Here is a 14,745-nt window from a genome sequence, read left to right as displayed (position 1 = left end):
AAATTAAGTTGTTACAAGATTGATTGAAAAAATGAAACGTCGGGCTTATTGTTCGTCGCGCTCCGACAGCGTCTTCAGGATACCAGCCAGTTTGCCGCCACCGCTCGAAAGGGCCGAAACCACATTCTTCGCAGGTGATTGCAAGAGGCCAATGATGTCGCCGATAAGCTCGGTACGGCTCTTCAGGTTGATGAGCGTGTCGAGTTGATCAGCCCCTACGAACACGCTGTAGTCAACCGAAGCACCCTTCAGTTTCAGCTTGTCGTTGGTCTTGCGGAACTCCTTGATGAGCTTAGCGGCTGCTTTACCATTCTCCGGGTGAAACATCACGCCTGAGAATCCTTTCAGCACTTCGCCGTCAAAAGGAGTATAATCTGTGCTTGTTACCGTTTCGAGCGCCTTCTTGATCAAGGTGTTCTTTACCACCACGTATTCGATACCATTCTCGAAACATTTCCGACGCAGGTCGTTGGTTTCGGCAACCGACATGCCAGAGGCGTCGGTGATGTAGAAATACGGGATTGACTGGAACTTCTGACTCAGCTCGTCGATGATCGCGCCTTTTTCTTCTCTTGTCATTGTTTACAGCCCGGCAACGGTAGTTTTGTCAATGCTAACACTCGGACTCATCGTGCTCGACAGATAGATCGTCTGCACATAAGTACCTTTTGATGAAGAGGGCTTCAGGCGCAGCAGCGTGGCGATGATCTCCTGAGCGTTCTCAGCGATCTTCTCCGGCGTGAATGATACTTTGCCGATGCTCGTGTGGATGATGCCGGTTTTGTCGACTTTGAAATCGATTTTACCAGCTTTCACTTCCGTCACGGCTTTCCCTACTTCCAACGTAACCGTACCCGATTTAGGGTTCGGCATCAGACCACGAGGACCCAGTACACGACCCAGACGACCAACTTTAGCCATCACCGTCGGCATCGTGATAATCACGTCAACGTCGGTCCAGCCTTGCTCGATTTTCTGGATGTAATCGTCCAAGCCTACATAATCTGCTCCGGCTTCTTTGGCCTCTGCTTCCTTGTCAGGTGTGCAGAGAACCAGAACCCGTACCGTTTTGCCTGTGCCGTGTGGCAGCGTTGCTACCCCCCGAACCATTTGGTCCGCTTTACGCGGATCAACACCCAGGCGAACGTCGATGTCTACAGAAGCGTCGAATTTAGTGTACGAAATTTCTTTCAGGATTTCAGCCGCTTTCTCAAGCGAGTAAACCTGCGTAGCATCGTACTTAGACTGCGCTTCTTTTTGTTTCTTTGTCAACTTTGCCATAATTCGTTAAGATGCCTAAGGCAAGTTTGCTACGCCTCCCAAGGGGCCGTTCCCGTTACCGTGATACCCATGCTACGAGCCGTACCCGCAACCTGTTTCATGGCCGACTCGACCGTAAAGCAGTTCAAATCGGGCATTTTAGTCTCGGCAATGGTACGTACCTGATCCCAGTTCACCGAACCTACTTTGTTCCGGTTAGGCTGTGCCGATCCACCTTTCAGTTTAGCGGCCTCAAGCAACATAATCGGCGCGGGCGGGGTCTTGATGACGAAGTCAAACGACTTGTCTTTGTAGTACGTAATGAGTACCGGCAAAACCATACCCATCTTGTCCTGCGTCCGACCGTTGAACTGCTTGCAGAATTCCATGATATTCAAACCCTTGGAACCCAGCGCAGGACCGATTGGAGGAGACGGGTTGGCTTGGCCACCCTTTACCTGCAACTTAACGTAGCCAGCTACTTCTTTTGCCATTGTTAGTACTTAGTTAATCAGTCGTATCAGGTACGTTGGCCTCGAGTAGTGTCATAGCCTAATCGGGGAGTCGGCGCCTGCCAGCGGACTGTTGTGGTGTCTTATCGCCTCGAATGGAAGCCTCGGCGGCAAAACGTGAGAACCAACGACTGTTAGCTCTCTTTATCAACTTGTGCGTAACTCAATTCAACAGGGGTACTCCGACCGAAGATCTTCACGACAACGTTCAGTTTCTTCCGATCATCAAACACCTCTTCAACGGTACCAATGAAGCCGCTAAACGGCCCATCGACTACCTTCACCGACTCACCTTTCAGGTAAGCGACCGTCGGCGTAGCTGCCTCCTGGGTTTCTTCTTCTACTTTGCCCAGAATGCGTTTCACTTCGGCTTCGCGCAGTGGAACCGGGATCTTCGAGTTCCCCGAACCAGTGTTCCCCAAAAAGCCGATTACCCCCGGCATGTTGGTAATCAGATCGAGCGCGCGGGCATTGCCCAAGTCGGCCGAAATCAGGATATAGCCAGGAAAGAACGACTTCTCGCGAATCCGTTTTTTGCCATTCCGCATTTCGTATACCTTCTCGGAAGGAATTAATACCTGCGGAATCACTTCCGACAGATTCTGCCGGTGGATTTCGTTGTCGAGATACGACTTAACCTTTTTCTCCTGCCCGGATACTGCCCGAATGACGTACCAGTTGATGCCAGTGCCCATGCTAAATGGTGGTAATTAAAATGACTGGTAGAAGAGGTTGAGTACGTTCTCAAAAACGTAGTCGACCAGTCCGACCATAAGCGCGAAAATCAGCGAAGCCACCAGTACCAGCGTCGAACTGCCCTGTAATTCGCTGAATTTCGGCCAAGTCACATTGTGTTGAACTTCTTCCCAAGACAACTTGAGGAAGGATGTCACCTTGTCCATTGTATGTAAGGATTGGCACGGGTGGAGAGATTCGAACTCCCATCAACGGTTTTGGAGACCGCTATTCTACCCTTGAACTACACCCGTGTATTGTATGCCCCGCCGAAACGGACTGCAAAGATCGGAAATTCTTATCAAAAAACAAGTGCACTCCCTTGCGGAAATGCACTTGTTTATGATTCAATCGATTAGTCGAGGATTTCCGTTACCTGACCGGCACCTACGGTACGGCCACCTTCACGAATAGCGAAGCGAAGACCTTTCTCCATAGCGATTTTGTTGATCAGGGTAACTTCGATAGTGATGTTATCACCAGGCATTACCATCTCAACGCCAGCAGGCAGTACGATTTCGCCCGTTACGTCCGTGGTGCGGAAGTAGAACTGCGGACGGTACTTGTTGAAGAACGGCGTGTGACGGCCACCTTCTTCTTTCGACAGTACGTACACCTCAGCCTTAAATTTGGCGTGGGGCGTTACTGAGCCGGGCTTGCAAATAACCATACCACGACGGATATCGGTTTTTTCAATACCACGGAGCAGCAGACCTACGTTGTCACCGGCTTCGCCACGGTCCAGAATTTTCCGGAACATTTCTACACCTGTTACAACTGACTTCAGGTTTTCGGCACCCATCCCGAGGATTTCAACCGGCTCACCTGAGTTGATCACACCACGCTCGATACGACCCGTGGCAACCGTACCACGACCTGTGATCGAGAATACGTCTTCCACCGGCATCAGGAACGGCAGATCGGTCTGACGCGGAGGCAGGGGAATGAATGAGTCTACCGAGTCCATCAATTCTTCGATAGTTTTCACCCACTTCTCGTCGCCATTCAAGCCACCCAGTGCAGAACCCTGGATAACAGGAATGTTGTCGCCGTCGAAGTTATAGAAGCTCAACAGCTCGCGGATTTCCATCTCAACGAGTTCGAGGAGTTCAGGATCATCAACCATATCCACCTTGTTCATGAAAACAACAAGCTGGGGTACACCTACCTGACGGGCGAGCAGGATGTGCTCACGAGTCTGGGGCATGGGACCGTCGGTTGCAGCTACTACCAGAATGGCACCGTCCATCTGAGCGGCACCCGTTACCATGTTCTTCACATAGTCAGCGTGGCCTGGGCAGTCAACGTGTGCATAGTGGCGGTTAGCCGTTGCATATTCTACGTGTGAGGTGTTGATCGTGATACCACGCTCTTTTTCCTCAGGGGCATTATCAATCGACGAGAAGTCCCGCATTGCAGCCAGGCCCTTTCCGGCGAGTACTTTCGTAATGGCTGCCGTCAGCGTCGTCTTGCCGTGGTCAACGTGACCAATCGTACCGATGTTGACGTGCGGTTTCGAGCGGTCAAAATTCTCCTTTGCCATGTCTAAAAACGCTTAGATTAACTATTGTTAGTGTTAGTTGATTTGCCCTTACGCAAAAGGTGCCCCCAAAGAAGCACCCTTCTAAAGCTACCCCAACAGAGCAATATTTGGCAGCTTAGAGCCTTCTATCGGATTTGAACCGACGACCTCTTCCTTACCAAGGAAGTGCTCTACCACTGAGCTAAGAAGGCAGTTACTTTGTGACCCTCTATCGGATTAGAACCGATGTCCTTCCCGCCAGGCGGGATGCTCTACCACTGAGCTAAGAAGGCAAACTTTGGTAATTCACTGAGCGGGAGACGAGGTTCGAACTCGCGACCTATAGCTTGGAAGGCTATCGCTCTACCAACTGAGCTACTCCCGCAACACTTCATCAGTTTAGAAGTCTTCGGTTTACAGTTACCAACAAACGTTTTCACTGTAAACTGAAGACTTCTAAACTGACAACTTTTTTGTGGGGAGTGGAGGATTCGAACCTCCGAAGGCGTACGCCAGCAGATTTACAGTCTGATCCATTTGGCCACTCTGGAAACTCCCCAAGTCAATCAATAAAGAACGATTCCTAGCCGTTTCCCGGTTTGGAGTTGCAAAAGTACGACGATTTTGGCCGTTGTCAACAGGTCGCGCAAAAATTCTTTAACACTTCTGCAAAACAAAGCCGCAGCATACCTGCTACGGCTTTGTTTTGGCTAACCTCATCCAAAGATATTAGATGGTGATGCCGAAGCTAAGTGGCCGCAAACTAGGCCCCCGGTTGTCCTGAAACGTATTGGTAAGGTGGTATTTGACGAAGAAGTTCAGGCCTGCTACGCCGATATTTCCCTGTAACCCATACTGCAGGTTGTTGAGGAAATAGCTGTTATGATCGCGGATCACATCGTTGTTTTCCAGCTTGATTTTGGTGTAACTATCGAGCCGGTAACCAATGAAGCCCCCGAAGCCAATACTGAAAGCCCGTTTGCGGCTGTTATTGTAGATTGAGAACTGCGGCACCACCGGAATTTCCAGATTACAGATGGTGAGCTTGCTCTTTTCTAGTTGGGCTGGGTACGTTTGGAAAGCCACATTGTTGGCTTCACGCTCGAGCCTCACGTTCTGCTGAAACATGAAGTTGTTCCAGGCGAACTGCAACCCATAGCGCACGCTGATACGGATATGATCATTCCTGACGATAGACGGGTTCTGGGTAAGGCTGATGGCGAAGTAGCGCGATCCAAGCGGGCTCAGTTCAAACGAACCACCGTTGTAGAGGGCGTCTGTTGGCCCATTGAGCCACGTGTTCAGGCCAATGTGGAAATCGGTATTTACTTTCCAGTTGGAGCGAGACGAATAGGTACGTGTGGTACGCGTCCGCGAATTGCGTTCCCGCTGGTAGTCGGTCGACGAATCATTGCCATTGTCCTCATCGTTTTTAACACTGATCGTTACGTTGCCGCCTGACTTTTGCACTACGATCAGTGTATCGCGCAGATAACGTTTGCCATTCTGTTCATTGATAGCGTAGACCTGGCCTTCAGGCACGGAGTCGAGCTTGCTGACCATTTCTCTAACAATCTGGTTCAGATCGTATTGTGTGATCTTTTTCAACTCTTCCTTGGTTGGCGCGTAGATGGCCACGCGAGACGATGAACCAAACCGAATAATGAGTGAATCGGCGGGCATGGCCAGCGCTTTCTGGGCGATGGCCATGAAGCAGCATAGTGTGAATAAAGTTCTCATGGTTCTAAACTGTTTTCGTTGCGAAGACTTTCCCGTACGCCATTGACCAGTCGGCCCAGACCGGTTCTGGGTTCGGCCGCCGGCCGCGTGGGGGTAGCGCGGGCAAACACCTCGCCACTTTTTATCTGTTTCACTTTATCAAAGAATTGGCTCAGGTTGGGCGTGTTCTGAACTGCGTCCGTTTTTGTCGGTTGTACCGTTGCCAGCTTAACCGGTTCTGGGTCTGCGATGGTAAGCACGACCGTCCGGCCTGTCGGCACTTTTTCTACTTCGACAGTTGGCTGGATTTTCTCCGTTTTTGCAACAATCGGTGCTTCCACAGGAGTTACGGACACCGTCTCAGGTACATTATCCGTAACAGGAGCTTTTGGCGTGGGCTGTTCGGTGGGCTTACTATTCTCCCGGCTTGTGTTCGCCTGCGCTACGTATTCGGCGGTTTTTGCAGGACGCGTAGTTCTCTCAGTTGCCTGAGTCGTTTCTGGCGAAGCATCGGCGCCGGTGGTTAACGCATCCGTTTGTGCGCCTGTGGGCTGTGACTCACTGTTCCGGGCTGTTGGCTGAACCGCTGAATTTCCGGCCCGAGCAACTTGGTGGCCCATCGGCTTGACGGTATCGCCAACGCGAGACCAGCTTAACCAAGCGATACTCAGCAAAACGCTGGCAGCTACGCCATACCACCAGCCTGCCAGTCTGCGTTTGGGCGCGGCCACAGGCAGTGGAGTTGCATTCATTCGGGTTTGCAAACGACCGAATACATCGGCACCGGGTGCTACCTCGGCATCGCGAAGCTTCCGGGCGAAAAGGTCATCAACTGGCTGCTTTTCCATAGTGGTTAGCTGGCTTATAGTCTATCTCCAGACGCCGGATTTTATCCTGCAACAAAGCCCGCGCTCTGGATAATTGTGATTTTGAGGTGCCTTCGCTGATTCCCGTCAGTTCGGCTATTTCAGCGTGACTATACCCTTCGATGGCATACAGGTTAAACACGGTACGGTACCCGTCGGGTAATTGGGCAACCAGTCGAATCAGGGCCTCAGCGTCGAGGTTCGCGTCGGCCAGTTCGTAGTCGGGTTCACCGCCCAAATCGTCCAGCGGAACCTCCTGCCGCCACGCTTTATTCTTGCGGAGATACATCAGCGATTCGGTCACCATCACTCGACGTACCCAGCCTTCAAAACTTCCCTCTTTCCTGAACTGGTCAATCCGTTCAAACACGCGCATAAACCCTTCGATCAACACGTCCTCGGCATCGTCGCGGTTGGCAACGTACCTGAGGCAAACGGCCATCATACGAGCCGCATACTTCTCGTAGGCTATTTTCTGCGCGCGGGCCTCCCTCTGTTGCAACGCAACCACTAGCTCATTCTCCGAGAAGTAGTATGGTATAGACGAGGCCATGATTCCCTTGTTTGTAGCGAAGATGCATTTGGTTTGGGCTCTGGTTGCATGAGGCTCAATAAAAAATCCCAACCTTTTCAGATCGGGATTTAAAAACTTGATAGGCTCGTCTTAATCAAGTCGGTGCTCACAGGTTCGGATCGTACCGGATGCCAGCCACATAATGCAACCATACAACACGCGACAGACGAAAATTGATGGCGGAAATAAGGATCACACCCAGTGATACGACCAATGCGTATACCCAGCCGGGCGGATTGTCGAGCAGGTAAAACAGGGTGAACCCGAGTACCAGCGCCAGCCCCCCTGAAAAGGCGTAGCTGACATACATGGCTCCGATGAAATAGCCCGGTTCGACTTCGAATCGTAATCCGCAATGCGGACAGAATTCATTCATTTCACCAAACCCAAACGGTGCATATAACGGGGTTTTGAAAATTTTACCCTGTCTACACCTAGGACATAGCCCGGCGGACACGGCTTGCAATTTCGAGACGTTGGCCATGCTCTTTTTTACTGGTGCGATACCAGAGATAGCTAACAACGGCTACGATGAGGTAGGGCGCTGCCAGCAAGTACAAGATTCCTACATTCAGATCAGACGCGACTACGCTCCGACCGTTGCTTACGGTGCTTTCTACCACACTCCGGCACATAGCACATTGTGCCATCAGATCAGTTTGGCCGAGTAAGCCCAAGCCAAGCATTAACGCCCAACTCCATGTTTTCATCGTTCCAAGTCGTTTTAATGGGTGTAATAAGGACGAATCATCAGATAGACGATTACGCCGGTTGTACTCACATAAAACCAGATAGGCAGCGCCCAGCGAGTCATTTGCTTATGCAGAACAAATTGCTTGGTCCAGGCAAAATACACGGCTCTCAACACAAACCACAAGACCACAACCGACAACACAATGTGTGAGATCAGCAAAAAGTAATAGACAGGACGTACCCAGCCTTGTCCACCATACGGCGTTGACTCGTTCGACATATGGTAGAGTACGTAGCTCACCAAAAAGACTGCTCCCAGCGAGAACGCCATTGTCATAGCGGCACGGTGCGCAGGTACGTTCTTCTGACGAATAAAGTAGTAACCTACCAATAGCAACACCGATGTAATGGAATTGATTACTCCGTTGATGTGTGGTAGGTACGTTGTCCAGGCACCCAGATCCACTTTCTGGCGAATACCCAGTAAGATCGCCACCACAATCGGTATAGCCACCGAAATGACGTTGATCAGTCGGTTGGCACTTTTCTCTTTTTTTATCAGCGTGGAGGTTTCCATAGGTTACGCTTCCTTCTTGTAGATATCGAGCAAGACACGAATCTCGGCGATCAGCCGTTCAATGTCTTCTTTGTTGGTGCCATCGTAGAAGCCCCTGATAATGCCCTGTTTATCCACTAAAACCAACTTTTCGCTGTGGATAAAAGTTTCGTCTGGTTTGCCATAGCTAACGCCATGATCGACCACTGGCAGAAAGTAGCCTCGCTGCGCCAGATTGTAGATCACGCCCTTGTCACCCGTCAGGAAATACCATTTGCCTGGTATCGCCCCGTAACGCTGAGCGTATGCCTTTAACTCCTTGGGCTGATCGTTCACCGGATCGACCGAATAGGATAGGAAGACGATGTCGGAGTTGTCTTTGAACAGCTCCTGCACTCGCGTCAGGTTCGACTGTATTTTAGGGCAGATGGTGCCACAACGCGTGAAGAAGAAATCAGCGATGTGAATCTTGTTCTTTGCCAGCGCTTCCGTTGCAGGCTTACCGTCCTGATCAATTAGTGTGAACGGCGGAATGGTTCGGAAGAGCGTATCTTCCCGTTTGTTGCCGTCGGCATCAGCCACGGTGTGCATAACAGGCACACCCCGTGTCGAGTCGATTACCGGAATGAATCGGGGTAACGTGTAATGGTTTTGCGTACACGCTCTAAGCAGTATATACGCAAAAGCCGGGGCCATCAACGTTACGAGGAGGGTCCCGGCTTTCTGGTACTTAGTCATTCTGTTTTATCGAAGCTCGAAGATCGAACCACCTTCATACATGAGGGCTAACAGCAACCAGCAGATAAAGATGATCGGAAGCAGAATCGCCCAGATCAGGCTCTTCACTTCGTGTTTAAGATGCATAAACTCGCCCACGATGTAGAACGCTTTTACGATCGTCATCCCTACGAAAATGGCAACCCGAAGGTGGTTGGCAGGCAGCGTAAAGGCAATCAAAAATTCAAAGCCGGTAATGATCGACAGGATAATGAATGTCCGCCAGATCGCTTTGGTATTAGCGGGCGGTGGCGCTACGTCAGTACCACCGTGGTTATCCGAGTAAGGTGTATTTGCCATGTTTGCAAAGAGAATAGCGATTTCAACAGTCGTTTAAACCAGGTAGAAGAAGGTAAACACGAACACCCAGACGAGATCGACAAAGTGCCAGTACAGACCTACTTTCTCAACCATCTCATAGTGACCACGACGTGCATACATACCAGTCGCCGTCCGGTAGAAGATAAGAATGTTCAGTACCACTCCTGAGAACACGTGCGTACCGTGGAACCCTGTGATGAAGAAAAACAGGTCAGCAAAGGCCGGGGGGCCATACTGATTTTCGGTTAGGTTGGCACCAAAAATTGTGCGCGATACCCATTCGCCACCGATCAGTTCGCGGAAGGTTGAGCCTTGCTCTGTACCGTGGATAAAGTGTGACCATTCCCAAGCCTGGCTACTCAGGAAAGCAAAGCCGCCCAGAATTGTCCAGAGCATGTATTTCTCCACATCGGCCTGATCGCGACGGTGCCCAGCTTCAACGGCAAGTACCATCGTTACCGACGAGAAGATGAGAATAAAGGTCATGATACCCACAAATATCAAGGGTGCATTCATTCCGTGCAGGAATGGAAGCGCATTGAATACTTGGTCGGGAACCGGCCAATACATATTCGAGAAATGGAACGGCACCCCATGGATGGCCGGGTCGTATGCCGGGTAGCTGTAACGAATGAGTCCGTAGGTTACGAGCAGTGCCGAGAACGTGAAGGTATCCGAGATGAGGAAGAACCACATCATCAATTTACCATAGCTGGCGTTCATGGGTTCTACCCCACCCATCCAGGCTTTCTTATCAAATAGTACCGACTCGTCGGTTGTTGTCGCTGTAGCCGCCATGCGTACCGAAGCAGATTAATGGAAATAGAGTAAAAAGAAATATAAGTAAAGCCAAAGGGCATCCAGAAAATGCCAGTACGTCGTTGCAATCTGAATTTGATCCAGTGCTTTGGCGTGTATCCGAAACCGGTACGCCGCTACCAGTGCAAACACCAGTACAATAAGCCCTGAGATCAAATGGAAACCGTGCATTCCTGTAAACACATAAATGAACGAGCCTGCCGGGTTACCTACAAAGTAAACATTGTTGCGCACCAGCTCGACCCATCCCTGAAACTGCATGTACAGGAAGACCATTCCGAGCGCAAAAGTAATAGATATCGCTATCCTCAGTGCGTTGAAATTGTCTTTTTTGGCGGCAAAGTAGGCCCAATGCATCGTTAAACTACTCACAAGTAGTACAACTGTGCTATAACCAAACACAGCTGGCACTGTAAACTCGAGCCAGTTACCTTCTGCCCGACGAACCAGATAGGCACTGGTAAAGGAGGCAAAAAGCATGACTATACTCACAATGAACAACCACAGTATAAACTTACGCGGGTTCACCGAGAGCGTTTCTTCCGGCTCTTCTTCGAGCCATTTTATATCTTCAGTTTCTTCCTGCATGTTAAAGTCGGTCTAACACAAACGCGATCTGCACTATAGGTAAATACGCAAACGCCGCAAACATCAGCCGTTTAGCTGCACCAATAGATGGATTGGTTACCAGCATACCATTCAGAACAGTTAGCCCAACGGCTGAACCCAATGCAATCCATGCGGAGGCGGCGCCAATGAAGCCCCAACTATGCGCATACCAGCCCAAAGGCAGCAACCACACGGTGAAAGCCAGTATGACAAGTGCTGTGCTGGCAGTGGCTGGCCGTTTCAGCGGTAACAACTTGAATCCTGCTTTTCCGTAATCTTCATCAAGGACCCAGGCCACAGCCCAGAAATGGGTAAACTGCCAGATAAACTGCACTGCAAATAACCACCACGCTTCAGGCGATAACGTACCTGCGGCGGCTACCCAGCCAATCAGTGGAGGCAAGCCACCTGGAATAGCCCCTACATATACCGCGATAGAGCCAACTCGCTTCAGCGGGGTATATACGAAGCCATACAACAAAAATGAAACAAATGAGATACCAGCTGTCAGTGGGTTAAACCACAGAGTTTGCATGAAAAGCCCGGCAAACAACAGCACGGCCACAAACACCAGCGCTTTCTGTTTACTGATTCGTCCAGACGGCAGCGGTCTACCGCCCGTACGCTTCATTAAGCGATCAAACTCCACTTCCAGAACCTGATTGACAGCATTAGCCGCACCCGTAATCAGCAAGCCACTCAGCGTAAACAGCAGAATTGCACCGACATCATAGGGTCGTGGGGCCGCCATCATGTAACCCAGCGCGGCGGAAAACCCAACCAACAACGAAAGCCGCAACTTCGTGAGGGCCAGATAATCTTTCCAGGTAGCCGCTTTCGGTCGAAGACGGGGGGAATCGAGTGTGGGGTGATCTGTTTGATTCATAACGTGGTGTTGCTATACCTGCTCATACCGAACTTCCGAACGGGCTGAATTGATTAGCAACGTCTCCTTCTTTACAAACAGAATGACCAAGAACTGAATTCCAAGTGCCACTACAGCTAACGTTAAATGTACTGGCTGCGCCCAGGCGGGTATTGCCCAATAAGCCATAACGACCCCGGTCAATATCTCCACAAAGATTAACAGCACCATAGCTGTACCAAATGACCTTAGTAAGCTTCCAGTTGGCAACTTCTTTGTAGGCCAGATCCAAACTATCTGTGTAGCTAACACTACCAGCGAAAAACTTCGGTGGATGTAAAAGCGAATCCCTAATTCGTCGATCCAGCGAAAACGCTGTTGGGCTCCTAACTGATCTGCCACTTCATCTACCATTTCACGTACCTGCGTACCAAGCAGTATTTGAAGCAATAGCAGAACGGAGCTAATCAACAACCAACGTTGGCCCGTTTCAGACAGCGTTGTACGATCGTCAACCAACAAGCTTGCGCGGCTGCGCGCCATTACATACATAAGCACGCCAACAATAACGATGGCCAGCAACATATGTAAGGTAATCAACCAGGTCGCCAGCACACTCGAAACGACTTTCGCGCCTAACCAGCCCTGAAAGCCCACCAGCAAAAGGGCCAAAAAACTATAGCCTACGATGGCGCGATCTTTACGCCAGTAGGCTACAGTAGAGGCTATGAATGTCAGGAAGATAAAAACGCCGATTAAGGCCCCCAGTAGCCGGTTCAGGTACTCTGTCCACGTTTTTACTACGTTGAACTCAGTGTCTGCATAACCCCGGTGACTGTATATCTCCTGATAGTTTGCTGGCAACTCATTGACGTTGGTTGGAGGAACCCACTGACCGAAGCACTTAGGCCAATCGGGACACCCCATTCCGGAGCCGGTACTCCTGACGACGCCACCTACCAAAATTAATAAGTAGACTGCTATTACCGTCAGGAGTGCCAGCCGCCGAAACGAACGCTCATTAATGAGGTTGCTTAAACTGGTCATTGAAGTTTTGGGCTTCAATCGCTTTCTCCAGTGAAATCAATTCATTCTCATGCGGAAGATTTGATTCAGGGGTTTGCGAGTACGGTACGTTCTGCGGAATGAAATCGTCATTCGCACCAGGCTTGCTGTAATCATACGGCCAACGGTACACAGCAGGAATTTCGCCCGGCCAGTTACCATGACCCGGAATAACCGGTGTTGTCCACTCCAGCGTGTTCGACTTCCAGGGGTTCTGAGACGCTTTACGTCCTTTGAACAGGCTATAAACGAAGTTGAACAAGAAGATAAACTGCGCCGAGAATGTCAGAATAGCCGCAATACTGATGAAGGCGTTCATATCCTGGAAAATGTTCTTGGTAAAGTCGTAGCTCGTGAACGCGTAGTAACGACGGGGGAAACCAGCGATACCGATGTAGTGCATCGGGAAGAACACGCAGTAGATTCCAATGAACGTCATCCAGAAGTGAACGTACCCAAGCTTGTCGTTCATCATCCGACCAAACATTTTGGGGAACCAGTGGTAAACACCCGCCAGCAGACCAAAAGCAGAAGAGGCTCCCATTACCAAGTGGAAGTGAGCCACTACGAAGTAGGTATCGTGCAATTGAATATCCAGCGCAGAGTTACCAAGAATCAGACCTGTCACCCCACCTGAAATGAAGAAGGATACAAGACCAATTGAGAACAACATAGCGGGTGTAAACCGGATGTTACCACGCCATAAGGTTGTAATGTAGTTAAACGCTTTCACTGCCGAAGGAACGGCGATAATCAGCGTCAGGAACATAAACACCGATCCAAGGAAGGGGTTCATACCCGTTACGAACATGTGGTGAGCCCACACGATGAACGCCAGGAAGGCAATCCCCATCATTGACGCAATCATGGCACGGTAGCCAAAGATTGGCTTACGCGAGTTCGTAGCAATGATTTCAGAAGTGATACCCAAGGCGGGCAGCATCACAATGTATACCTCAGGGTGACCCAGGAACCAGAACAAGTGCTGGAACAAAATAGGGCTACCACCAACGTTCGGAAGCGCCTCTCCACCAATGTAAATGTCAGACAAGTAGAAGCTCGTACCGAAGCTCCGATCGAAGATCAGCAATAGAGCTGCTGACAGCAGAACGGGGAACGAGATCAGACCAAGCACAGCTGTCAGGAAGAATGCCCAAATTGTCAGTGGCAATTTGCTAAACGACATACCCCGCGTACGCAGGTTAATTACCGTTGTGATGTAGTTAATACCACCTAGCAACTGCGACACAATGAACAGCGCCATACTTGCAAGCCAAAGCGTCATACCAGCCTGAGAACCCATATGGGCTTGGGGAAGAGCGCTAAGCGGCGGGTAAACTACCCACCCACCAGCTGCAGGACCTGTTTCCAAGAAAAGCGAAACGAACATTACCAGACTGGCCATAAAGAAGAACCAGTATGAGAGCATGTTCAGAAAGCCCGATGCCATGTCACGAGCACCTACCTGTAGGGGAATCAAAAAGTTAGAGAACGTACCGCTCAAACCAGCTGTCAATACGAAGAACACCATGATAGTGCCATGCATCGTAACAAGAGCAAGATAAAAGTCTGGCGATAGCTTTCCTGTCTCATCAATCCAGTTCCCGATCAATGGGCGCAGAAATTCCATCTTCATGGCAGGGAAGCCTAGCTGAAGGCGGAAGATTACGGAGAAGCTGATGCCGATGATTGCCCAGAGAATACCTGTAATCAAATACTGCTTGGCAATTGTCTTGTGGTCTTCGGCGAAAACGTACTTTCTCCAAAAGTTCAGTTCGTGGTCGTGGTGATCGTGCTCAGCCACTTGAACCGCAGTCGTAGAAAGTGCTCCTGTAGTTGCCATAGATTAGTA

At 50.2% G+C, this 14,745-nt stretch carries 19 protein-coding genes and 5 tRNA genes; all 24 read right to left on the bottom strand.

The annotated features are described in order from the left end of the window. Positions 1-45: 45 nt before the first annotated feature. Positions 46-579, bottom strand: coding sequence for a 50S ribosomal protein L10 (gene rplJ / locus ACAW74_RS13520; protein WP_015330203.1), 534 nt, complete (start codon positions 577-579; stop codon positions 46-48). A gap of 3 nt (positions 580-582) precedes the next feature. Continuing rightward, positions 583-1,281: a 50S ribosomal protein L1 gene (gene rplA, locus ACAW74_RS13515; protein ID WP_015330202.1), complete on the bottom strand. Its 699-nt coding sequence runs from the start codon at positions 1,279-1,281 to the stop codon at positions 583-585. Positions 1,282-1,310: 29 nt separating this feature from the next. Then, positions 1,311-1,754: a 50S ribosomal protein L11 gene (rplK, locus tag ACAW74_RS13510; RefSeq protein WP_015330201.1), complete on the bottom strand. Its 444-nt coding sequence runs from the start codon at positions 1,752-1,754 to the stop codon at positions 1,311-1,313. A gap of 152 nt (positions 1,755-1,906) precedes the next feature. Beyond that, complete coding sequence (gene nusG, locus ACAW74_RS13505; protein ID WP_015330200.1) at positions 1,907-2,467, bottom strand: transcription termination/antitermination protein NusG; 561 nt, start codon at positions 2,465-2,467, stop codon at positions 1,907-1,909. A gap of 15 nt (positions 2,468-2,482) precedes the next feature. Then, complete coding sequence (gene secE, locus ACAW74_RS13500) at positions 2,483-2,674, bottom strand: preprotein translocase subunit SecE (RefSeq protein ID WP_015330199.1); 192 nt, start codon at positions 2,672-2,674, stop codon at positions 2,483-2,485. Between the two features lie 13 nt (positions 2,675-2,687). Further along, positions 2,688-2,761: transfer RNA gene (locus tag ACAW74_RS13495), tRNA-Trp, on the bottom strand. Between the two features lie 101 nt (positions 2,762-2,862). Then, entirely contained in the window at positions 2,863-4,050 is a 1,188-nt protein-coding gene (gene tuf, locus ACAW74_RS13490) for an elongation factor Tu (RefSeq protein WP_370698735.1), read from the bottom strand. A 119-nt stretch (positions 4,051-4,169) separates the two neighbouring features. Continuing rightward, positions 4,170-4,241 (bottom strand) — tRNA-Thr (locus ACAW74_RS13485). Between the two features lie 11 nt (positions 4,242-4,252). Next, a tRNA-Gln gene (locus tag ACAW74_RS13480) sits at positions 4,253-4,322 on the bottom strand. A gap of 19 nt (positions 4,323-4,341) precedes the next feature. Next, a tRNA-Gly gene (locus ACAW74_RS13475) sits at positions 4,342-4,414 on the bottom strand. A gap of 91 nt (positions 4,415-4,505) precedes the next feature. Beyond that, a tRNA-Tyr gene (locus ACAW74_RS13470) sits at positions 4,506-4,588 on the bottom strand. A 170-nt stretch (positions 4,589-4,758) separates the two neighbouring features. Continuing rightward, complete coding sequence (locus ACAW74_RS13465; RefSeq protein WP_370698734.1) at positions 4,759-5,769, bottom strand: outer membrane beta-barrel protein; 1,011 nt, start codon at positions 5,767-5,769, stop codon at positions 4,759-4,761. Further along, complete coding sequence (locus ACAW74_RS13460) at positions 5,766-6,596, bottom strand: hypothetical protein (protein ID WP_370698733.1); 831 nt, start codon at positions 6,594-6,596, stop codon at positions 5,766-5,768. Before ACAW74_RS13460 ends, ACAW74_RS13465 begins: the two co-directional genes overlap by 4 nt. Continuing rightward, positions 6,577-7,167 carry an RNA polymerase sigma factor gene (locus ACAW74_RS13455; RefSeq protein WP_370698732.1) on the bottom strand — a complete coding sequence of 197 codons (591 nt, stop codon included), beginning with the start codon at positions 7,165-7,167 and terminating at the stop codon, positions 6,577-6,579. Before ACAW74_RS13455 ends, ACAW74_RS13460 begins: the two co-directional genes overlap by 20 nt. A 127-nt stretch (positions 7,168-7,294) precedes the next feature. Continuing rightward, entirely contained in the window at positions 7,295-7,564 is a 270-nt protein-coding gene (locus tag ACAW74_RS13450) for a DUF983 domain-containing protein (protein ID WP_370698731.1), read from the bottom strand. Positions 7,565-7,622: 58 nt separating this feature from the next. Further along, positions 7,623-7,898, bottom strand: a complete 276-nt coding sequence (locus tag ACAW74_RS28705; RefSeq protein ID WP_502918611.1) for a CAMCR motif-containing small membrane protein — start codon at positions 7,896-7,898, stop codon at positions 7,623-7,625. A 14-nt stretch (positions 7,899-7,912) separates the two neighbouring features. Next, positions 7,913-8,458, bottom strand: coding sequence for a DUF420 domain-containing protein (locus ACAW74_RS13445; RefSeq protein WP_370698730.1), 546 nt, complete (start codon positions 8,456-8,458; stop codon positions 7,913-7,915). Between the two features lie 3 nt (positions 8,459-8,461). Next, entirely contained in the window at positions 8,462-9,028 is a 567-nt protein-coding gene (locus ACAW74_RS13440; protein ID WP_370698729.1) for an SCO family protein, read from the bottom strand. Positions 9,029-9,181: 153 nt separating this feature from the next. Next, positions 9,182-9,514, bottom strand: a complete 333-nt coding sequence (locus tag ACAW74_RS13435) for a cytochrome C oxidase subunit IV family protein (protein WP_015330190.1) — start codon at positions 9,512-9,514, stop codon at positions 9,182-9,184. 33 nt (positions 9,515-9,547) lie between these two features. Further along, positions 9,548-10,333, bottom strand: a complete 786-nt coding sequence (locus tag ACAW74_RS13430; RefSeq protein WP_370698728.1) for a cytochrome c oxidase subunit 3 — start codon at positions 10,331-10,333, stop codon at positions 9,548-9,550. Positions 10,334-10,348: 15 nt separating this feature from the next. Further along, positions 10,349-10,942, bottom strand: coding sequence for a cytochrome c oxidase subunit 3 (locus ACAW74_RS13425; protein ID WP_370698727.1), 594 nt, complete (start codon positions 10,940-10,942; stop codon positions 10,349-10,351). Between the two features lies 1 nt (position 10,943). After that, positions 10,944-11,849, bottom strand: a complete 906-nt coding sequence (gene cyoE, locus ACAW74_RS13420; RefSeq protein WP_370698726.1) for a heme o synthase — start codon at positions 11,847-11,849, stop codon at positions 10,944-10,946. Between the two features lie 12 nt (positions 11,850-11,861). Further along, positions 11,862-12,875: a COX15/CtaA family protein gene (locus tag ACAW74_RS13415; protein WP_370698725.1), complete on the bottom strand. Its 1,014-nt coding sequence runs from the start codon at positions 12,873-12,875 to the stop codon at positions 11,862-11,864. Further along, a complete protein-coding gene (locus ACAW74_RS13410; RefSeq protein ID WP_370698724.1) occupies positions 12,850-14,736 on the bottom strand; it encodes a cytochrome c oxidase subunit I in 1,887 nt (628 codons plus the stop codon). The genes ACAW74_RS13415 and ACAW74_RS13410 overlap by 26 nt, the downstream gene beginning before the upstream one ends. Positions 14,737-14,745: the final 9 nt, after the last annotated feature.

Origin of the sequence: Fibrella musci (assembly GCF_041321105.1) — a bacterium.
Taxonomy (GTDB): Bacteria; Bacteroidota; Bacteroidia; order Cytophagales; family Spirosomataceae; genus Fibrella; species Fibrella musci.
Note: the sequence above shows the minus strand (reverse complement) of the source record. Positions and strands in the feature narration are given on the sequence as shown.